We start from the raw sequence: 21,081 nt of genomic DNA on the forward strand, positions 1-21,081 counted from the left end.
TATGTTTAAAATTGGAAATCTAACATTTAATTCAAGACTCTTTTTAGGAACAGGTAAGTTTGACAATGAATCAGTTCAGGAAGCAGCGATTAAAGCTTCAGAAACAGAAGTCCTTACTTTTGCGGTAAGACGCATGAGTTTATATGATAAAGATTTACCTAATCCATTAGCGAATGTGGATTTAGACCAATTTATCACTTTTCCAAATACAGCAGGTGCTAAATCTGCAGAAGAAGCCGTACGTATCGCTGAGTTAGCAAATGAAGCAGGCGTCTGCGATATGATTAAAGTAGAAGTAATCGGTGATGATGACACATTATTGCCTGATCCATTAGAAACATATAAAGCATGCGAAATTTTATTAGAAAAAGGCTACATTGTATGTCCTTATATTTCAGATGATGTCGTTTTAGCTAAACGTTTAGAAGCGTTAGGGGTTCATGCGATTATGCCACTTGCGTCACCAATCGGCACAGGCCGTGGTATCGTTAATCCATTAAACTTACGCTATATTGTCGAAAAAAGTAATGTCCCTGTCATTGTGGATGCAGGCATTGGCTCAGCAAAAGATTGTGCTAAAGCAATGGAATTAGGTGCAGATGCGATTTTACTTAATTCTGCAGTGTCACGTGCCAAAGATCCTGTAAAAATGGCAGAGGCGATGAAAAAAGGTATTGAAGCAGGTCGCTTAAGTTATGAAGCAGGACGTATTCCTATTAAATACAATGCGGTACAATCTAGTCCATCTGAGGGGTTAGGTTTTCTTTAATGAATCGTTATGATAGACAAATTAAATTCCCACATTTTGGCGAAGCGGGTCAACAACAATTAGGTCAGTTACACGTACTTGTTATGGGCGTGGGTGCACTAGGTAGTGGTATCGCTGAACAAATTGTTAGAAGCGGTGTTAAAAAAGTAACCATTATCGATAAAGACATTGTAAGTTTGACGAATTTGCATCGTCAAAGTGGTTATACAGAGGCAGATGCCGAAGCGATGATGCCTAAAGTGTTTGCATTGAAGCATCATTTACAACAAATGAATCGTGAAGTAAACATTGAACCTTTAAATGAGGAGGTCACACCACGCAATATTATTGGATTATTGGAAGAAATACAACCAGATATTGTGTTAGATGGTTTAGACCGATTTGAAACGCGTTACCTTATGAATGAAGCGACACGCAAACTTGATATTCCATATATCTATGGTGCTGTCATAGGCAGTCAGTTAAGCGTCTTTCCAATTGATCATGATGGGCCTTGTTTGAACTGTGTGATGCCAGAAGTGCCAGATACAATGGAAAGTTGTGATATCTATGGGGTACTTCCGCCAGCCGTTCATTTAGCGAGTAGTTTTGTCGTGTCTGAATTATTTTATTACCTTATGCATCAGCACTTTTCTTACAAGATGGTGACGGTCGATATATTTAAAGGGACAATGCGGTCGATGGATATACGTGCGCTTAAAGATGACACATGTAAGGTGTGCCATCATCATCAGTTTCCACGTTTAGCAGATCAAGGTTTAGATCAAGTACGTGAACTGTGTGGTGGTGTGATACAAATTCGATTAAATGCAGAGAGCTTTACGAAAGATACGTCTGATGCTGTTGAAGTTAAGTTGAACAATCCTTATATCAAACGGTTGGTATATCAAGATTACGATATGACTTTATATCAAGATGGGCGTCTCCTGATTTATGGTGCAGATAAATCAGTTAATCCTCAAGCCATTGTGACACAACTTTTTAAGTAAGCACTATGGCCGTATGTTGATTAACCTTTATTAAACACTGTATAATAAAACATGATTAAAAATGTAAGCGAAAGCGAGATGGAATCATGGGACGTAAATGGAATAACATCAAAGAGAAAAAAGCTCAAAAAGATAAAAATACAAGTCGAATTTATGCTAAATTTGGAAAAGAAATTTATGTAGCTGCTAAATCAGGTGAACCAGATCCAGAGGCAAACCAAACATTGAAACTCGTTTTAGAACGAGCTAAAACATATAATGTACCTAAACAAATTATAGACAGAGCCATTGAAAAAGCTAAAGGTGGCGGAGAAGAAGACTATGATCATTTACGCTATGAGGGATTTGGCCCGAATGGCTCAATGGTCATTGTAGATGCCTTAACGAATAATGTGAATCGTACGGCATCAGATGTACGTGCGGCATTTGGTAAAAATGGCGGAAACATGGGTGTTTCTGGTTCTGTTGCCTATATGTTTGATCATACAGCAACATTTGCATTTGAAGGATTTGATGCAGATACCATTTTAGAAAGTTTAATGGAAAAAGACATCGACGTACGAGATGTGTTAGAGGAAGGCGGCTTAACTATAGTTTATGCTGAACCAGATCAATTTGCTACTGTACAACAAGCGTTGAGAGACGTGGGTGTAGAAGATTTTGAAGTAGCAGAATTTGAAATGTTACCTCAAACTGAAATTCAACTGTCTGCAGAAGATCAAGAGACATTCGAAAAATTAATTGATGTACTTGAAGATTTAGAAGATGTTCAACATGTGTTTCATAACGTCGACTTAGCATAATGAGGTTTCAAGTATATGCGCGCAATAGCGGTAAAGTAATCTATGAATATAGAGGGCTTTACCGCTTTATTTTATGTTTATCTTTCTGTATGATGTGATATGTTTTAATCAACGTGCTATAGTAGAGCATAACTCGAGCTCTACTCAATTGATAAGTGACATTAAACAATGATTTATATATAATGTAACGAAAGGGGGTTAGTGAACGTGAAAATAAAATATTTAGATAAACGTCACTGGCGTCGCCTCTTAGATCACAATTATACAGAAGTAAAAGTCAATAATAACAAGTTCAAAGGTATTATTGGTTTGATTACGATGAATAAAGTAAGAGAACCATTAGAGGTGACTGTTGTTGGTAAACGTATCGTCGTTGCCCAAGATCATTATCAATGGCTACAAATACTACCTGAGAAAAAGCGATACAGTATTACTGCGATGTTTGATGATCAAGGTCGACCGTTGCAATATTATTTTGATGTTAATCTTAAAAATATTACGCAAAAGGGAAAGGCACGTACATTAGATTTATGTCTTGATATTCTTGTACTACCAAATGGACAGTATGAACTTGTTGATGAAGATGACTTAAAACGCGCACTTAAAACAAAGCAAATTACACAAAAGCAATACCACGAAGCTTATATTATTGCACATCAGCTGATGATTAAAATCAATGAAGATTTTAAAAATATTCAGGATAAAGTGACGTATTGTTATAAAAAGATTAATCGCAAAGAAAGTAAAAAGAAATTTCACTGATTCATCGCGATTGTGATGATTATATACTAAATATCATAACGATTATGACATGAAATGATTTTATACACTGGGCCACCTTGTCTAGTGTTTCTTTATGTTGAGGAGGGGATTATTTGAAGATTGATGACTACCGTTTATTGATTACATTAGACGAAACAAGAACACTAAGAAAAGCAGCAGAGCGTCTTTATATCTCACAACCTGCCGTAACACAACGTTTAAAATCAATCGAACGTCATTTTGGCGTCGATATATTTATTCGTACAAAAAAACAATTAATTACCACAACTGAGGGTGCTATGGTCATTGAGCACGCCAAAATGATGTTGAAGGAAGAGCGATTATTTCAAGATAAGATTCAAGCGCATATTGGTGCGGTGAACGGTACTTTATCAATTGGATGCTCATCTTTAATTGGTCAGACGGTACTACCAGAAGTGCTAAGCCGTTATACTGAAGCCTTTCCGAATGTAGAAGTTCAGCTTCAAGTAGGTTCAAGTGAACACATTAAGGCACATCATAATGAGTATCACATTATGATAGTGAGAGGGAATCAATTATTAAATATGCATAATGATCATTTAATGGATGATCAGCATTACTTTATTTATCCTAAAGATAAAGAAGATGTGTTACATAAGTTGCCATTTATAGAATTTCAAGCTGACCCTATATACATTAATCAAATTAAAACATGGTACCAACAACATATGTCTCAAGACTACCATGCACGAATTAAAGTGGATCAAGTTGCAACATGTAAAGCTTTGTTATTAAGAGGGGTTGGGGTAACCATTTTACCAGAGATTATGATTAAGGACTTAAACCAAGACAAATTTGAAATGTTAAAAGTTGATATCGAAGAAGAGTCTTTAATTCGTTCTACATATTTAAGTTATGATATGAGTATGGTACAGTTGCCTCAAGTTAGTTCGTTTATCAATGTATTAAATGACTTTGTTAAACAATGAGCTTATACATAACGTATGAATGCTCTGGGAAACTGGTGAACGGTGTCCCAAAAGCACAACTTTGTCCTAACTTCGAATATACTATTTAGTAAAGGAGAGCGCTATGTTTCTCGAGCTTTTAAAAATTAAAAACTATAAATTATTTGTTGTAAACATGATGTTTATAGGAATGGGGATTGCGATTACTGTCCCTTTCTTTGTGTTGTTTGCCACAAATGCATTAGGTATGACAACCAATCAATTTGGGTTGTTGCTTGCGCTTGCTGCATTGAGTCAATTTACAATGAATGCCATTGTCGCACGTTTTTCAGATACACATCGTATTAACCGTAAGATGATTATTATTATAGCGCTAATGATGGGAGCGCTTAGTTTTAGTTTACCTTTCTTTATTCATTCTATTCCTCTATTTATTATTCTATACGCATTATTTCAAGGGTTATTCGCACCAGCCATGCCTCAGGTGTATGCTGCTGCAAGGGAGTCCATTAATGCATCCACATCGAGTGGACGCGCTATTTTTGCGAATTCTGTATTACGCTCGATGTTTTCATTTGGATTTCTATTTGGTCCTTTAGTAGGGAATGTACTCAATCAAAATTGGGGATACGATGGCCTTTTCGGAGGCACTGTTGCGATTATTTTAACCACATTAGTATTGCAAGTCTTTTTCTTTAAAGATGTAAAACGCACAACGCCTGTTAGAGAATCGACGACAATGGAAGAAAATGCACCATCCATGTTCCGTCAAAAGTATTTAATCATTCCATTCCTTGCTTTTATCTTATTGCATATTGGTCAATGGATGTATACTTTGAATATGCCACTTTTTGTGACACGTTATTTAGGTGAAGCAGAAAAATACGTGGGTCATCTTGCCAGTTTATGTGCTGGGTTAGAGGTACCTTTTATGATTATTTTAGGAATGGTAGCGAATAAAGTTGAAACACGTACACTCCTTGCTTGGGCTGCAGTGTCTGGTGCTTTATTCTTTGGCAGTATTGGTCTATTTGAAAGTGTAGTCATGATGTTAATCGGCCAAGTCTTTTTAGCAACGTTCTTAGCCGTATTGCTAGGAATCGGAATTAGTTACTTCCAAGACATTTTACCGCAATTTCCAGGGTATGCCTCTACTTTATTTGCCAATGCGATGGTTGCTGGTCAATTTTTAGGGAATTTATTAGGAGGCGCTATGAGTCAGTGGATTGGCTTAGGTAATGTGTTCTATGCGTCTGCTTTCTCGTTAGTATGCGGCTTTATTTTAATTTTATTTACGAAACGCCGTGTAATAAGTTCAAAGGAGGCTTAGTGTTATAATGAATGGTATTTTATGGATTTTAATTATTATTTCATTTGTTATTGCCTTTATTGGATTAATTAAACCGATTATTCCGGCTATTTTATTTCCATGGGTAGGATTTTTAATTTACCAATTTGGTATTGATGCCTCTGCGCTATCTTGGGTATTTTGGGGCGCGATGGTTATTTTGACAGGCTTTGTGTTCTTATCAGATATATTGATGAATCGTTTGTTCGTGAAGCGATTTGGAGGTAGTAAAAAAGCAGAATGGAGCGCATTTTTAGGCGTAATCATTGGTGTATTTGTACTGCCACCATTTGGTATTCTCATTGTACCATTTATACTCGTATTGATTATTGAGATGATACAAACTAAAGATATAACGGCTGCGCTGAAAGTGAGCTTTGGTTCAGTGTTAGCCTTTTTCTCAAGTACGATTGCACAAGGGTTTATTATGCTTGTGATGATCATATGGTTCTTTTTAGATGTTTGGATTAATTAGAATGATAAAAATAAGAGGTATTTAAAAATAACTTAGGTGGGAACGTTTAGACATCGTTCATCTCTCACCTAAGTTTTATTTGCCTATTAACGCCAAGAAGCGTTGCTATCATTTTGAAAGTGACGTTCTCTATACATTACAATAGGAACAAAAAGAAAAGATAGCACAATAAAATACCAATTGTTAACATGAATATAAGGACCAAGTTGTAAATAGGTCTGAGGGAAGAAAAAGATATTAAAAATACCTATAACAAGCGCAATTAAGACGATATATCCGGCTAACCAAGCCCACCGTGAATAATGAAAGTCTTGTAGTTGAATCATTTTGAAGCATCCCCAGACAAATAAAAAGGTTGTAAATAACCCTAATAAAAAGGTAAGCGGGAATGTATATAGATAAATTCTAGTATCTTGAATAAAAAAGCCTAAGAATCCCTTTAAAAAGAAAAATACAGTTAATAAAAAGAGTACATGTTGATACATATATTTTAAAATATTAATAAGTGTATGGTTGGGTAAATCTTTAATGGTTTGGATAGCATGTCTTTTCGGATCATGATTAAAAAAATCCATCGCATGCATTCCTTTATCTTCTGCTTTAAGCAAATGTTTTAAAATACGTTGTAAGACAAGTTCGGAATCATGGGCGTTAACGCGCATATCTGCTCTTACAAACGTCATGTAACTTTCAAAAATTTGGCGGTCTGTATTATTAAGACGCAACGCTCTAACATTATTTTCTTTCATGAGTTCATTAGTAGTTTTCAAACAGATGCGCCCCCAATCTCGTTTAATGTTTAAGCTGTATATATTATGACGATTATTGATTGATAAATCAACAATAGAAGGTGAAATCATGGAACGTGTGCAATATAATGATCAAAAATGGATCTCAGCTATCGCGACGTTACACGTGGATATGCTGAAAGAGGATGCGCTGACACCGATAAGTCATTCTACGACTTCTCGCGCGTTATATGAAGAGATGTTAAGACACAGGTTGAAACATGCTACAGAATTTGTCCAAATTTGTTTGAGCGATGAGCAAACATTAACCGCCTATATTTGGGCTCACTTTGATTCGGTAATGAATCAAGTAACGATAGAATCACTTTTTGTTAAACCTCAATATCGCAATCAACACCTTGCGACACAGCTCAAATATAATGTAGAAGCATGGGGACGGACGTTAGGTGCCACCCAAATCGTGGGGACTGTAAGAACTGATAATTACGCTATGCAACATTTGAATGAACGTTTAGGATACCAAACTCAAAAAGTTATCATGTCAAAATCCCTTAAGCCATAAAAAGTTTAAATTATGCGTATGCGTTTCAAACATGCTAGAATATGAATCAAGTGATACAATGATGGAGATGAAATATGAAAAAAATAATAACGACTTGTACCGTTGCGGTATTACTTTTAGCAGGCTGTGGTACAAGTGAAAAATCAAAATTACAAGACGAAATTAAAAAACTCGAAAAAGAACAAGAGCAACTGAAAAAAGAGAATGATGATTTGAAGAAGCAAAGTCAAAAGCTTGATAATGAGATTAAAAGTGCACAAGACGCCATCAATAATGGTGAAGACGCTACATCAGAAGAGAATAAAGATGATAAAAAGGATAAAGATAAAGAAAAAGAAAAGAAAGCGTCGTCTTCAGATGAAAAAGCGTCAAAGTCATAAATGGTAATCTCATAAAAGTATACCTTATCAAACTGTCGTTTTCTGGTTTATACTAGAGTATGACTCGCGTTTGACATTTAACAGATAGGGTAATTAACACACATATATGTACGTATTAGAAAGAGGGGCAGTCCAATGTATGAAAAAGAATTTGAGCAATTAGAAGGACAATCAATATCTATTAAAAAATTAGAAAAAGAATTGAAAAAGATCGTTGGTGAAACGTTCGATGTAGAAACATATGAGGTAAATCGTTCTATTGCCTTAAAACCTAATTTTGAACAGGATTGGGAAACGTATATCATCACATATCATTTAAACCATAAAAAAGATTTAATTGATGTTGTATTTACAACTAAAAAAGATCAAAACTATAAACGTATTAAAGAATTACCAGTTAAAGTCCAATTAATTAGCTATATTTCAAAAGCTGAATAATCAATAAATCAAATAGTTTTGTTTTGGGAGGAGGGCGATGAGTGACAGTCTACATCGAAACAGAACATTTAAAGTTGAGAGATTGGGAAGAGGAGGATTTATTACCTCTTCAACAGTTAAATGCCAACCATAGAGTTCGACATTACTTCCCGAGTATATTAAGCTATCGAAAGTCAGAATTAGATTTCGAAGCGATGCAATCTACTTTAAAACAACATGGGGTAGGTCTTTTTGCTGTAGAACTTAAAGCGACCAAAAGTTGGATTGGTTTTATCGGACTCAATTATATTCCTAAAAAGAGTCGTTACTCATTTAAAAACTTGCCTTTTTATGAAATTGGATGGCGATTGGTACCTGAAGTATGGGATAACGGCTTAGCGACAGAAGGGGCTCGTGCTGTATTGGATTATGCTGCAACACAAGGTATTTCAGAGGTGTTTGCTATGACAGCGAAAGCAAATAAAGCGTCGATTCGTGTGATGGAAAAGATAGGGATGACGCACTTTGATGATTTTGAGCACCCTCAATTAAATGAACACCATATCTTAAAACAACAGACAAGGTATCACAAAGTTTTAGTATAAAGAGCTCATCAATTGCATGAGAAAAGCGGTAAAGACGTCACATTAGAGGCGCACTTTACCGCTTTTTAAGTATTTAAAATGAGTGTTAGTCATAAGTACGAGTTGTAAATGGTTTAGCCGTTTGAAGCCCTGTTAATAGTGCTTCAGGTGTATCATATAATTTGGCTAATGATTCATATTTTGGATCGATAAAGCCTTCTTTAATCATATGTTGAATTAATTGATGCAGTGGAGCATAAAATTGATTGGTATTAAAGATACCAATCGGTTTCTGATGAAGGCCAATTTGAGCCCAACTGTATACTTCAAAAAACTCTTCTAGTGATCCAGCTCCACCTGGTGCTATTACAAAAGCATCAGCTAAATCTGCCATCTTTTGTTTACGTTCATGCATCGTATCTACAAGAATTAATTCAGATACTTTTTGACTTGTGATTTCACGCTCATCTAATAATCTTGGCATGACGCCAATTGCTGAACCACCATGATCTAATACACCATCTTGTATTGCACCCATAATACCGATTGAACCAGCGCCAAATACTAGTTCAATGTCATGTTCTGCAAAATATTGACCGAGTTGGTAAGCTTCTTTGACATATTGGTCATCTTTCCCTTTACTTGCGCCACAATAGACCGCAACACGTTTAATCATTTGCCTGCCTCCTTTGTATATCTAATCAAAGTATACACGTTTCTGACACAGAATAAAATGGCAGGCAGAGCACACTTATTGCGTCTCATTTTGTACTTTTTGAATGAGGGTGTGCAATTGTTTAATGAAAAATTGGCGTTGTTGCGTATTAAAGGCTTTAGGCCCTTTACCATATCGATTGCTTTTACGACGTTCTTGCTGACTATAGTAACGTTGTGCTAACAGTTGGTCGATATTTTGCGAAGTATATAAGTGGCCGTTATGATGTAAAACATAATCGGCCTTATTAAGGACTAAGCTTGCTAATCCATAATCTTGAGTAATCACTATATCGTGTGATGTCACATTTTGAACAATTGCAAAGTCGACTGCATCTCTACCACCATCGACATATTTAACCGAGACATGCTGAGGATAATCTTGATAAGAAAAGTGATCATAACTTCTATAGATTAAAACAGAAAAGCCTGTCCCTTCTGTTAAGTGCACAATAGACTCAACGACAGGACAGGCATCGCCATCAATTAATATACGCATAGCGCTTATTTTTTTGTAGCGCGTGTGATGGATTTGCGGTTATCATCACTTGGTTGACCATGATTATGCAATTTTTTACCCGGTTCAGCATCGTTATTTTGTAATTCTGAAAGTGTTGTAATACGTTGTGTCGATTGAGATGCATCTTGTAAATCTTGTCGACGTGAAAGTTTGTTCAATTTCGCTTCATAAGATTGCATTTTTTGCATGTTCTTTTGTAAACGTTTTTGACGACTTTTTGCAATTTTATCTTCTGTTTTATGACGCTTTTCAATCGATTTATTTAATTTTTTATTGAGTTTACTTACTTCTTTACGATTTTCTTTTTGAATTTTATTGCCGCGCGCTCTCACATTTTCAGGACGCATTTGTTCTTGATAAGCAGCTTCTTTCTTCATTGCTTTATTATAATCGCGACGGCGTTTTTTCATAACCATTTTATCTTTCATTTTGCCAGAACGTGTCACTACAGCATCTTTCACATTGCGTGAAATGTCTCCAGTTTTGTGCGCGACAGTTTTAGATGTATCAACAGTAGCTTGTGTTGCTTTTTGAACATCAGGATGTTTTTTAAATTTTTTACGTTCTAATACAAGAGGTACTAAAAAAATTGGGATGACATTAACGAGTGTTTTGATGGTTTTATTCATAAAAGTTGCCTCCATTTGTTGAGATACTGCAAAGCTTTTACCCGCTTTATCCGAAAGTTAAACGCGTGATGCAGAGTGTAAGGCGATATCAATCGCAAAATATAGACTAATAAAAAAGGGCAAGGGGATGAGACATAAAGTATTCATACTCTAGGAACTCGATGAACGATGTCCTATAGCAGGATTTTGTCTCAACCGCTTGCCGATGGTTAGTGTGTATGTGCTTATTTAATAATGCCGTAATAAACGACAGCAATGACAACTACAAGTACGATACGATAAATTGCAAATGGTAATAATTTAACATTTTGAATTAACTTCAAGAACGTTTTGATAGAAATAAATCCGACGATAAACGCTGCGAGAAAACCAAAAATATAAAATAGTATATGAGATGGTTCAATATAATTTAAATGTTTAATAATCGATAGACCACTTGCACCTAACATAACAGGGACGGCCATCATAAATGTAAAGTCTGAAGCAGATTTATGATCTAACTTCATTAAGACCCCTGTTGAAATCGTAGAACCTGAACGTGAAAAACCAGGCCACATCGCAATCGCTTGGGATAACCCAATGATAAACGCTTGAAAATAGTTAATATTATCTACACTAATTGGATTACGTACGTTACGGCTAAATTTGTCTGCGATAATCATGTAAATCGCACCGATGAATAAGCCGATTAATACGGTAGGCACACTAAATAAATATTTTTCAATAAGGTCATCGAATAAGAAACCGAGTACGCCGGCTGGTACCATACCCACAATGATGTGTGTTAATTTTAAACGGCGTGGTTTTGAACGAAAACCTTCTTTATGTTCAGGTGCGTATTTACCAATATGTAACATTTCAAAGTATTTATGACGGAATACCCATGCTGCTGCGAAGACGGAACCTAGTTGTATAACAACTTTAAATGTAAAAGCTGATTCAGGTCCTAAAAATTCAGTGGATTTTAACCACATATCATCGACTAGGATCATATGTCCTGTAGAAGACACAGGCGCAAATTCGGTTAATCCTTCGACAATACCTAAAATCAGTGCTTTGAGAAGTTCAAAAATTAGCATATTTGTTACCTCTTTATATTTAAATTCAACTTTAACATAGCCTATCATAGCACAATAAAGAATAAAATGTCTTTTGAAGACTAAAAATTTCGGTCGAAAGTATGAAGTGTGCGTTAGGCTAGGTGCGCATTTTTTCAAAACAAAAGCCTAGCAATGACCTCGAATAAGTGGTGTGTTTGCTAGGCTATATCGCATCATAAAAATATTTAGTCTGAAATTTATTGTAAATAGTGACTAGTAAAAAATAAACATGGCAAGGTTGTGTATTTTAAAAAGTATGATGTTATTTTGTTTCACTAAATGTTGTAATGATTTTTTCAAGTAAACGATTTAGTTCAGTAATTTCGTCTGATGATAATGAAGACGCTTCAGCAACTTCTTGTGAAGCATTGCTTAAATGCGGTTGCATCTCTTTACTTTTTTCTGTTAAATGAACAAATACTTCACGTTGGTCAATCTCAGAACGTTCTCTTTTAATTAAGTCCATTTGTTCCATACGTTTTAATAAAGGTGATACCGTTCCAGTATCTAAGGCAAGTTCTGTAACCACTTTTTTCACATTTACTGGTGATTCGTCCCATAAAATTTCTAATACAAGAAATTGTGGGTACGTTAAGTTATACTTTTTAAATATAGAGTTTGAATAATAACGGTTAACTTGACGTTGTGCATTATACAAACTAAAGCATACTTGTTCTTTCAAGTTTAAATGGTCAGACATATTAGTTCTCCTCCAAACTTTTGATCCGTATTTCTCTCTATCACGGATATGGATCCGTTCATAATTGAGTTGAGGTCTTCAATTTATGCTATCATTAAAAGATAGCATGCAGTCATTTTAAAAGATTATTCAAAGTTAATCAAGCTAAAAGTACGATTTACACATACATTATAACAGATTTGTCGATTATTTGAGAGAGGTAAGTATATATATGTTAAATAAACAAATTACGATAACAATCATAAATGGTTTTTTAGGAAGTGGAAAAACCACGTTCATCCGTCATTATATGACTAAAATATTAAAAAAAGATGAGAAAGTCGCATTAATTGTAAATGAATTTGGAGATTTTGATATTGACGGGCAGCTTTTAAATCAATTTGATGTGCAGACCTCTATGACACAAGGGTGTATTTGCTGTGATTTACAACAAGATTTGATCGGCCAAATTCATCAACTGACACAGCAAGGGGTAGAGCGCATCGTCATTGAAGCAACAGGTGTAGCTAACCCAATTGATATCATAATGGCTTGTCAGGATCCTGTCTTAGATGATGCGAACCTTGTGTTAGAAACAATTGGTATTGTTGATTGTATGACATTTTTAAAACGACACGAGTTGTCATTACAGACCGCTCAATTAATGGAGGATCAAGTTCGCGCGAGTCAACGTATTATGTTGAATAAAAGTGATCAATTAGATAGTGATAATCAAAAACAAGAGGTTATTAATGCAGTAGAAGCGCTGAGTCCACATAGTGAAATTGCCCTTACAAGGTACGGAGAGGTTCAGTGTTATATTGCTAATCAACAAGCGGTGAAACTTGAAGAGGTGCTTAGTCATCGTTCACAAGGTCATGCGCATTATTCGCATATGAAGTATACATTTAATAATCCAGTTAATCGCGATGATTTTATTCAATTTATTTTAAAACTACCAGACAACGTGTTGCGATTGAAAGGGTTTGTATCCTTTAGAGAAGCACCTGATCAAACGATTTTAGTACAATATGCGAACCAATTGCCATTGTTTGATGCCATTGGGGCTACCGATGTACCATTATCGTTAGTCATTATTGGTGAACAGCTCGATACGGCACAATTAAGAAATCAGTTAGATATGTTACAATTTAGCTAAATAATGAAGCTTAATTATGTGAATAGAAAGGAGTGTTAATGATGAGTGAAGCAGATAAAATTAAACGAAGTCGGTTTGAACGTAACTTTATTGCCATTCCTTATATCATATTTGGATTAATTGTTGCCTTAGCATTTATATTTTCGCCAATTCCCGTTGTATTAGTAACAATATTTGGCATTTTTACGTTTTATAATCTTGTCGCATTATTTATTGCCTTTTTACTTGGTTATGGACGTACTACATTATACTTAATATTTATGACGTTATGTATGGCAGCTGCATTAGGTATATTAATTTATTTAATGGTTTCACCGCGTGGCTAGACCCATTTACAAATTGAAGATTCATTAAATACTGCGCTGTAGTCTTTTGAAGATGTGACAATCGTTCGAATCATATCACAACTTCTCCTACTTTCTTGATTGTGTAATGTTATAATAGAAGTGAATAAACTCAGTGGGGGGATTGTGATGGAACGAAAAAAACTAACGATTGTGGGTTCAGGTCATACAGGGGCAACGTTGGCTTTTATTACCGCAATGAAAGGGATAGCGGATGTCGTACTTGTGGATCGCGAAAAAAATGAACAGCCGATGAAAGGAAAAGCACTCGATATGTTAGAGAGTGGCTCTATTTTGAATTTTGATAGCCACATTTCATCAACGGTAGATTACGCTGACACAAAAGATTCTGATATTGTGGTGATCACAGCAGGGGTACCACGACAACCTGGAATGAGTAGAGATGACTTAGTACAAACGAATGAACAAGTGATGATTGATGTGACTCAAAACATCGTGAAGTATTCACCCAACTGTATCATTATTGTGTTAACAAACCCAGTTGATGCGATGACATATACAGTATACCAAGCATCAGGCTTTCCGAGTGAGCGTGTCATCGGTCAATCGGGTGTATTAGATACGGCGCGTTTTAATACGTTTGTCTCAGAAGCTTTAGATGTCTCGGTGAATGATGTAACTGGCATGGTGCTTGGAGGCCATGGAGACACGATGGTTCCATTGGTGCGTCATAGTAACGTCAATGGGGTCCCGCTTGATGAGCTATTAGATAAAGCAACAATTGAACAGATTATTGAACGTACGCGTAAAGGTGGCGCGGAAATCGTTCAATTGTTAGGCAATGGGTCAGCCTATTATGCGCCTTCAGCAGCTGTGTATGAAATGGTTGAAGCTATTTTGCTTGATAAACAACGAGTGCTGCCTACTATAGCCTATTGTGATGGCGTTTATCAATTGAATGGATTGTACATCGGGGTACCGACGATTTTAGGTGCTAAAGGTGTCGAGCGCATTGTAGCGTTGCAGTTAAATGATGAGGAGCAAGCACAATTTCAACACTCTGTAGAAGCGGTAGAAAAAGTAAAACAAACATTAAAGTATCACTAAGTAAAAAACGACTAGGACGAAGAGGTCCTAGTCGTTTTGTTAGTCTTTCAGCTTTAAAAATAGAGCTGGGCGACAATAGAGATAAATGCAATAGTATTCATCAGTATATGTGACGTGATGGAGACAGCAACATTACAACCGCTGCGTAGATACAATACTACAAACATTATGCCCATAAGCAAATAAGGCACTGCTTCAAATGGTGATTGTGCTAACGAAAGATGCATGGAGGCAAAAAATACAATTGAAATAATGCCCATCGTCACACGTCCGAATTTTTTACCAAGCTCTCCAATAAGTATTTGTCTAAATAACAGTTCCTCACAAATAGGCGAAAGAATGGCGATATTGATAAAAACAATTGGAAGAATAGTTGGGTTTTCAAAAAGTATTTTTAAGCTATCTTGGTTGCTTGTTTCTGTAAATTGCCATTTTTCGGGGAGCCATTGCATTGCTGAAAATGCTAACCCATTTGCAATGATATAAAGAATATAAGCTACAATAATCCATCCGATGTATTTCTTTAAGTCTCGAATATGATATGTTATGCACTCAGCCACATCTCTTCTATGAGACCACATGAGAAAAGCAATCAACAATATGGCCGTTAAAATGCTAGAAAGGTTGATCGTTAACGGATTAATTGGAAATAACAAGTGCATTAAACGACCTACGATAGGTTCCCCGATGATATAAAGCGGAAAAGCCCATAAATCTCGCCAACTTACTTTGTTTGAATATACTTTATCCATATACTTGCTCCTAATGATTACTTATTTAAATAACACTGAAGTGAGCGTTTGCCATCTATCCTATTACAATACAAATAAAATGATATATAACCCTACATACTCTAGAAAGGTTAAGAGATACATATATTTTAAAGGTAATTTCTTGTTTAACGGCAGTGACCAATTAGGATAATGTCGCTCATAATAAAAGAGTTGAGTTAAGAATAGACCTATCCCAAAAGGTAATACGATTTGTGCTATCGCCCATATTATATGCCAACCGACGCGATACATCAAAAAACAAACGCAAAGTTGACACAATACAATGAGGATAAGTATTAAAACCAGCCATTTCATGAACGCATACGTACTCCTTTCACACATAATAATAAGAAGCATTGTAACAATACCATCATCATAATAAAGAGTAAGGCTTCCATATTAATCGACTCTACCGTTGTTTGAATTACGTTCAGTGGATGATTGATGAGATGCACGCTATGAAAACGTAAAAATCGTCCAACAAATACACCTAAACCATTTAAAATCATCATAAACAACATGAGAATGCTACGAACCCATTTAGAAAACGGCAATTGATTCATTTCAAACATTACTAAGACGTAACAATACATGGCAAACATAACGGTAAGAATCAATGCGGTAAAATTAATCCATTCAAATAACACGAGTCCAGAGAAAAAAGAAAAGTTAAATTGATTAAGATGGATTAAGTCTGTAAGCATGTAAAATGTATTTGGAAACATAAAAATTAAAATCATTGAAAATAAAATAAATAATGGCCATTCGTATGAACGAGATGGGACAAATAATTTTAATAAAAATGCGAGTTCTAGCGGAATATACGCTAATGTCATATTTAAAAGCGTGAATCTAAAACTAATTGGTAAAAAATAGATGCCAATCATTAAAATTATGTACATCGCTCTCGCAATATAACGTGCTTTCAAATTGATATACTCCTTCCAAGCAGTAAATTGGTGTTAAGCATACAACGAGATAGGATAACATTCAAATCATAACTGTAAAAATTTAAAAATAAATATTGAAATATCGACCAAACATGTCAATAAGATGTGTTGCTTTATGAATAGTTGTTTATGATGTATAATATTGTAATATTTTAATCATTAAACTAGATGGGGGTGTATTAAGTTGACTAAACCATTTATTGTTTTATATTTAAATATTTTTCTCGTATTTTTGGGTATCAGTCTTGTTATTCCGGTACTACCCGTTTATTTAAAAGATCTAGGGTTATCTGGTTCAGACTTAGGGTTTTTAATTGCAGCCTTTGCGTTAGCCCAAACCATCATTTCGCCTTTTGGTGGTACCCTTGCTGATAAATTAGGTAAAAAACTCATCATTTGCATAGGGTTGATTTTATTTAGTATTTCAGAGTTAATGTTTGCGGGTGCACAGACATTCAGCTTATTAGTCATCTCACGTATCTTGGGTGGTTTTAGTGCTGGATTTGTAATGCCTGGTGTGACCGGTCTTATTGCCGACTTATCCCCGCCAAAAGACAAAGCAAAAAACTTTGGCTATATGTCAGCGATTATTTCAATCGGATTTATATTGGGCCCTGGGATTGGTGGATTTTTAGGTGAATTTTCCCATCGCTTACCTTTTGTAGTCGCTGGTATTTTAGGTCTCATTGCATTAATCGGAACATTTATTTTCGTTCACCCTCCTAAAACACATTCCGCTGACTTACGAGAAGAAGGGGTGACGCATCACTATGAACCGCTTAACCTGAAACACTTTATTACGCCTGCCATTTTAACCCTTATTTTAGCGTTTGGTTTATCTGCTTTTGAGACATTATTTCCATTATATACAGCTGAAAAGATAGATTTTCAGCCGCTTGATATTGCTATTGCGATTACAGGAGGTGGCATCTTAGGGGCTATCTTCCAAATTTTCTTATTTGATCGTCTTATGCGTCTTTTTAGTGAGTTAACGTTTATTATTTATGCATTAATATATTCTGCTATTGTATTGGGGTTATTACTATTTGCGCATAGTTATTGGCAAGTGATGCTGATTTGTTTTATTGTGTTTATTGGATTTGATTTAATTCGACCAGCATTAACGAACTATTTTTCAAATATAGCTGGTGATCGACAAGGGTTTGCAGGAGGTATTAACTCCACATTTACAAGCATGGGTAACTTTATAGGCCCGCTTATTGCTGGGAGTTTATTTGATATTAATATTGAATATCCATTAGGGATGTCTATTGTGTTTATTCTTTGTGGTTGTATATTTGCCTGGTTAGAAAAAAGAAAACAAAACGCTTAAGCATCTTGATGGAACATTTAATGCTATACTTTTGAAAGAGAAAAAAATGAGAGGCGACAAAGCAATGCATATCAAAATTTTTGGTTATCATATCTTCCAAAAGGGAGGAACGAGCCGTAGCAATATTAATTTAATACAGTCTTTAATTGAAGCAGGCCATCAGGTAACGTATGTGAATTATGTTGGGTTTCGCAAAAAACATCTTAAGCAGTTCATTGAAGCGGAAGGCGAGGCTTTAAGACAAGCATCGATTGTACAATTTAAAGGAATTAAAAGTTTGTTAGGTGCAGATTTGTTAATTTTAACGCGTGAATCCTTTTTTCAGTTATCTAGAGAAGTTAAAAAACGAGCACCACATAGTATTATTTTAGGTGAAATTCATGGACCTCTATCTTCTATTCCAGCATCGTATGACCTAGCGTTAGAAGCGATAGATGCTGTAAGAGTCAGTACGCCTGAAATCGCTCAAACATTTGAAGAAAGATTTGATTATCCATATGTCTTTCCGATGTATGTGAATACGCATCATATTGATGTTGTCGCTAAACCGGTGCCAAATACACGAAACTTATACATGAAAACGCGATTTGAAGAGCGAATTAAAGCGGTGTCGTATGCCATTCGATTAATGCGGTACATTGTCTATACACAAGAAGAAAAAGGGATTCATTTATATTTAGAAGGCTATGGCCCGTCGTTGTCATTATATCAACAACTCGTTCATTATTATCGACTTGAACAGTATGTGCATATTAATGAAGCAACGCCATCAGAATATATTTATCTTTCAACGTCTCCTTATGAAACGCTAAGTTATTCTATATTAGAGGCGATTGGTAGCGGTAATCGAGCATGTATTTACCTTGGAGAAGACAATGCACTTCAATCTATTTATCAACCGTTTCATGCAGTGAGATGGATGCATAAAACGTTAGAAGCGGATTATGACGTTTTAAGTGAGATGTGGCAACATGATTATACTGAACAAGAACGTAAAGAAGATGTTGCTCAATTTAATCAACAATTTCGACGCGAAGATGTTTCATCCTTATTGGAACAAGTACAACAAATAGCAGCGTCACATCAAATTGAGGCCCAACAATTAAAGACTCATCCGATGAGTGCGAAACGTTTTTATTTAAAAGGGTGTATGCAACGCTCGTTGCAACGTACGAAACGTTTAATGCCTAATGTGTCGAAACCTAAAAAGGGTCTTCCGTTTAAGTTATATCAATTAGGAAGACGTGGTGTGTTTCAAAGCGAAAAACTCGTTAAACGGTTTAAACATCAAAAATCAACAGTAGATGCGTCGACGATTTTTGTAGAATCATTTCATGGTAAGAACTTTTCTGGCGACCCTAAATGTATTGCGTTAGCATTGCAACGCCTCTATCCAGAGGCACGTATTTATGTAAGTTCAGCCAATGAATTAGTAGACATGGAAATTCAATCTTATCGAATGATTCCGATAAGGTTTGGGTCAAAATCATATGTACATGCGTTCGACCGAAGTAAATATATTGTCATTAACGGTAACTTATGGGATCGTCTTGTGAAACATCCACAGCAAAAAGTCATTCAGACATGGCATGGCTTCCCGCTTAAACGTATGGTTAATGATTTGAATGATTACAGTGAAAGAAAAGCTCAACGTAAAGCGTTTCAACCAAGAATGAAAAAATGGGATGTGTTGCTATCATCTTCTGCGCAATATGAAAAATTAGTAACGTCTGCGTTTAATTTAACATCCTCTCCGAATTTATCGGTATGGAATGAAGGCGCACCTCGTAATAGCATTTTGTTAGAAAATAACGCAGCACTTAAGTCGGCCATTCAACAAAAGTATTTATTCCTTAAAGACCCAACGAAGAAATATATTCTTTTTTGCCCGACTTGGCGTAAAAATAAAAGAGAGCGTGTCTCTGAGTTAGATTTGGCCGATTTGCTACATTATTTACCGAAGTCTTACGAAGTGATTGTCAAACTCCATCCTAATGAGGGACATATACATCATGTTTATGAAGATATTCACCCACGTGTGCATTGTTTTGATAATAGTTTGGTGGATATTCAAGAATTATATTTAATATCAGACGTTTTAATTACTGATTATTCTTCCGCTATATTTGATTTTGCACATTTAAATCGACCGATAATTGTGTTAGAAGAGGATGTCGATTTATATAATCAATCAATCGGTTTCTATTTTGATATTAAACAATTAAAAACGATTCATCGTGTGCGTGCGAATGCCACTACTATTTCGCGGATCATATTAAATGAAAAAACAGTCAATCATGAGTGGATTACGGCTCAATTAATGACATATGATCATGCAACATCAGATGAATCAGTAGCTAATCGTATAATGAAGTTAAAATAAAGAATAGGGGTGAGAATCAATGAAAACGAAAAAAACCAATGCGATGCGTCAATTGGATCAAGCCAATATTGAATATGAGATGCGTACATTTGATGTAGATTCACATACCCATTTGGAAGGGATAGAAGTAGCTGAACGTATTCAAGCCGATGTGCAACAAGTTTACAAAACATTAGTACTCGAAAATAACCAACATGATCATTTTGTGTTTGTGATTCCAATTATGGCACATCTTGATTTGAAAAAGGCAGCAACAGTAGTGAAAGAAAAGAAATTACAATTAATGCCGATGTCAGATTTAAAAAAAGTGACAGGATATATTCGTGGTGGTTGTTCACCTATAGGCATGAAAACACATTTTCCAACTGTGATTGACGCATCCGTGCTTAAGCTTTCTAAAGTATTTGTCAGTGGAGGTCAACGTGGTGTTCAAATGGGATTAACACCACAAGATTTAATTCAAATGAGTCATGCGCAAACAGCCGAGATAACTGAAGTATAATGATAAAGATGTAGTGAATAAAGGTTAGGGCGACAAAGTTTGAAGGCCGTTCATCGGTTTCCCAAGCTTAAAGATGTTATACGATAACTTCTTTTGTCCAACTGATTTTCACTACTTTTTTTATGGTCTTCATTAAATT

General features: G+C 35.5%; 26 protein-coding genes. 17 read left to right on the forward strand and 9 right to left on the reverse strand.

Translation table 11 applies throughout. The features are described from left to right. Window position 1: 1 nt before the first annotated feature. The 7 genes from ACEE93_RS01195 (at window position 2) to ACEE93_RS01225 (ending at window position 6,096) form a co-directional block, all read left to right on the forward strand. Window positions 2-769, forward strand: coding sequence for a thiazole synthase (locus tag ACEE93_RS01195; RefSeq protein ID WP_449155433.1), 768 nt, complete (start codon window positions 2-4; stop codon window positions 767-769). Beyond that, window positions 769-1,758, forward strand: a complete 990-nt coding sequence (locus ACEE93_RS01200; protein ID WP_449155434.1) for a ThiF family adenylyltransferase — start codon at window positions 769-771, stop codon at window positions 1,756-1,758. Before ACEE93_RS01195 ends, ACEE93_RS01200 begins: the two co-directional genes overlap by 1 nt. Window positions 1,759-1,844: 86 nt before the next feature. Further along, a complete protein-coding gene (locus ACEE93_RS01205; RefSeq protein WP_449155435.1) occupies window positions 1,845-2,561 on the forward strand; it encodes a YebC/PmpR family DNA-binding transcriptional regulator in 717 nt (238 codons plus the stop codon). A gap of 201 nt (window positions 2,562-2,762) precedes the next feature. Then, a complete protein-coding gene (locus ACEE93_RS01210) occupies window positions 2,763-3,323 on the forward strand; it encodes a DUF402 domain-containing protein (protein WP_449155436.1) in 561 nt (186 codons plus the stop codon). 113 nt (window positions 3,324-3,436) lie between these two features. Next, window positions 3,437-4,294 (forward strand): LysR family transcriptional regulator, encoded by an 858-nt coding sequence (locus tag ACEE93_RS01215; RefSeq protein ID WP_449155437.1) that lies wholly within the window; start codon window positions 3,437-3,439, stop codon window positions 4,292-4,294. 103 nt (window positions 4,295-4,397) lie between these two features. Beyond that, entirely contained in the window at window positions 4,398-5,603 is a 1,206-nt protein-coding gene (locus tag ACEE93_RS01220; protein WP_449156343.1) for a sugar efflux transporter, read from the forward strand. A 7-nt stretch (window positions 5,604-5,610) separates the two neighbouring features. Further along, entirely contained in the window at window positions 5,611-6,096 is a 486-nt protein-coding gene (locus ACEE93_RS01225; protein ID WP_449155439.1) for a DUF456 domain-containing protein, read from the forward strand. A gap of 86 nt (window positions 6,097-6,182) precedes the next feature. Here the strand turns inward: ACEE93_RS01225 and ACEE93_RS01230 are convergent, their stop codons facing one another. Further along, window positions 6,183-6,866 carry a DUF1129 family protein gene (locus ACEE93_RS01230; RefSeq protein ID WP_449155440.1) on the reverse strand — a complete coding sequence of 228 codons (684 nt, stop codon included), beginning with the start codon at window positions 6,864-6,866 and terminating at the stop codon, window positions 6,183-6,185. Window positions 6,867-6,954: 88 nt separating this feature from the next. On the opposite strand from ACEE93_RS01230, the gene ACEE93_RS01235 reads away from it, so the two are divergent. The 4 genes from ACEE93_RS01235 (at window position 6,955) to ACEE93_RS01250 (ending at window position 8,809) form a co-directional block, all read left to right on the forward strand. Beyond that, the gene (locus ACEE93_RS01235) at window positions 6,955-7,407 is read left to right on the forward strand and encodes a GNAT family N-acetyltransferase (RefSeq protein WP_449155441.1); all 453 of its coding nucleotides are present in this window, start codon (window positions 6,955-6,957) and stop codon (window positions 7,405-7,407) included. 74 nt (window positions 7,408-7,481) lie between these two features. Continuing rightward, on the forward strand, window positions 7,482-7,787 hold the full coding sequence (locus tag ACEE93_RS01240) for an SA0632 family lipoprotein (RefSeq protein WP_449155442.1): 306 nt from the start codon (window positions 7,482-7,484) through the stop codon (window positions 7,785-7,787). A 135-nt stretch (window positions 7,788-7,922) separates the two neighbouring features. Beyond that, the gene (locus tag ACEE93_RS01245) at window positions 7,923-8,225 is read left to right on the forward strand and encodes a hypothetical protein (protein WP_449156344.1); all 303 of its coding nucleotides are present in this window, start codon (window positions 7,923-7,925) and stop codon (window positions 8,223-8,225) included. Between the two features lie 41 nt (window positions 8,226-8,266). After that, a complete protein-coding gene (locus ACEE93_RS01250; RefSeq protein ID WP_449155444.1) occupies window positions 8,267-8,809 on the forward strand; it encodes a GNAT family N-acetyltransferase in 543 nt (180 codons plus the stop codon). A gap of 85 nt (window positions 8,810-8,894) precedes the next feature. On the opposite strand, the gene ACEE93_RS01255 is transcribed toward ACEE93_RS01250, so the two are convergent. The 5 genes from ACEE93_RS01255 to ACEE93_RS01275 form a co-directional block, all read right to left on the reverse strand. After that, entirely contained in the window at window positions 8,895-9,461 is a 567-nt protein-coding gene (locus ACEE93_RS01255) for an LOG family protein (protein WP_449155506.1), read from the reverse strand. Between the two features lie 78 nt (window positions 9,462-9,539). Continuing rightward, complete coding sequence (locus tag ACEE93_RS01260; RefSeq protein WP_449155445.1) at window positions 9,540-10,001, reverse strand: YaiI/YqxD family protein; 462 nt, start codon at window positions 9,999-10,001, stop codon at window positions 9,540-9,542. Window positions 10,002-10,006: 5 nt separating this feature from the next. Then, the gene (locus tag ACEE93_RS01265; RefSeq protein ID WP_449155446.1) at window positions 10,007-10,651 is read right to left on the reverse strand and encodes a hypothetical protein; all 645 of its coding nucleotides are present in this window, start codon (window positions 10,649-10,651) and stop codon (window positions 10,007-10,009) included. 224 nt (window positions 10,652-10,875) lie between these two features. Then, window positions 10,876-11,730 carry an undecaprenyl-diphosphate phosphatase gene (locus ACEE93_RS01270; protein ID WP_449155447.1) on the reverse strand — a complete coding sequence of 285 codons (855 nt, stop codon included), beginning with the start codon at window positions 11,728-11,730 and terminating at the stop codon, window positions 10,876-10,878. Window positions 11,731-12,013: 283 nt separating this feature from the next. Continuing rightward, on the reverse strand, window positions 12,014-12,451 hold the full coding sequence (locus ACEE93_RS01275) for a MarR family winged helix-turn-helix transcriptional regulator (RefSeq protein ID WP_449155448.1): 438 nt from the start codon (window positions 12,449-12,451) through the stop codon (window positions 12,014-12,016). Window positions 12,452-12,662: 211 nt separating this feature from the next. On the opposite strand from ACEE93_RS01275, the gene ACEE93_RS01280 reads away from it, so the two are divergent. The 3 genes from ACEE93_RS01280 (at window position 12,663) to mdh (ending at window position 15,001) form a co-directional block, all read left to right on the forward strand. Then, window positions 12,663-13,589, forward strand: a complete 927-nt coding sequence (locus ACEE93_RS01280) for a CobW family GTP-binding protein (protein WP_449155449.1) — start codon at window positions 12,663-12,665, stop codon at window positions 13,587-13,589. Between the two features lie 41 nt (window positions 13,590-13,630). After that, on the forward strand, window positions 13,631-13,915 hold the full coding sequence (locus ACEE93_RS01285) for a hypothetical protein (RefSeq protein WP_449155450.1): 285 nt from the start codon (window positions 13,631-13,633) through the stop codon (window positions 13,913-13,915). A gap of 147 nt (window positions 13,916-14,062) precedes the next feature. Next, entirely contained in the window at window positions 14,063-15,001 is a 939-nt protein-coding gene (mdh, locus tag ACEE93_RS01290) for a malate dehydrogenase (RefSeq protein WP_449155451.1), read from the forward strand. A 53-nt stretch (window positions 15,002-15,054) separates the two neighbouring features. Here mdh and ACEE93_RS01295 read toward each other — a convergent pair whose 3' ends face one another. The 3 genes from ACEE93_RS01295 to ACEE93_RS01305 form a co-directional block, all read right to left on the reverse strand. After that, window positions 15,055-15,753 (reverse strand): CPBP family intramembrane glutamic endopeptidase, encoded by a 699-nt coding sequence (locus tag ACEE93_RS01295; protein ID WP_449155452.1) that lies wholly within the window; start codon window positions 15,751-15,753, stop codon window positions 15,055-15,057. 63 nt (window positions 15,754-15,816) lie between these two features. Further along, complete coding sequence (locus tag ACEE93_RS01300; protein WP_449155507.1) at window positions 15,817-16,026, reverse strand: hypothetical protein; 210 nt, start codon at window positions 16,024-16,026, stop codon at window positions 15,817-15,819. A 59-nt stretch (window positions 16,027-16,085) separates the two neighbouring features. Next, window positions 16,086-16,703, reverse strand: a complete 618-nt coding sequence (locus ACEE93_RS01305) for a DUF1361 domain-containing protein (protein ID WP_449155453.1) — start codon at window positions 16,701-16,703, stop codon at window positions 16,086-16,088. A 205-nt stretch (window positions 16,704-16,908) separates the two neighbouring features. On the opposite strand from ACEE93_RS01305, the gene norA reads away from it, so the two are divergent. The 3 genes from norA (at window position 16,909) to ybaK (ending at window position 20,942) form a co-directional block, all read left to right on the forward strand. Beyond that, complete coding sequence (gene norA / locus ACEE93_RS01310; protein ID WP_449155454.1) at window positions 16,909-18,057, forward strand: multidrug efflux MFS transporter NorA; 1,149 nt, start codon at window positions 16,909-16,911, stop codon at window positions 18,055-18,057. A gap of 64 nt (window positions 18,058-18,121) precedes the next feature. After that, window positions 18,122-20,440 (forward strand): CDP-glycerol glycerophosphotransferase family protein, encoded by a 2,319-nt coding sequence (locus ACEE93_RS01315; protein WP_449155455.1) that lies wholly within the window; start codon window positions 18,122-18,124, stop codon window positions 20,438-20,440. A 19-nt stretch (window positions 20,441-20,459) separates the two neighbouring features. After that, window positions 20,460-20,942 carry a Cys-tRNA(Pro) deacylase gene (gene ybaK, locus ACEE93_RS01320; RefSeq protein ID WP_449155456.1) on the forward strand — a complete coding sequence of 161 codons (483 nt, stop codon included), beginning with the start codon at window positions 20,460-20,462 and terminating at the stop codon, window positions 20,940-20,942. Window positions 20,943-21,081 lie beyond the last annotated feature (139 nt).

It is taken from the genome of Staphylococcus sp. 11262D007BW, from assembly GCF_053547815.1.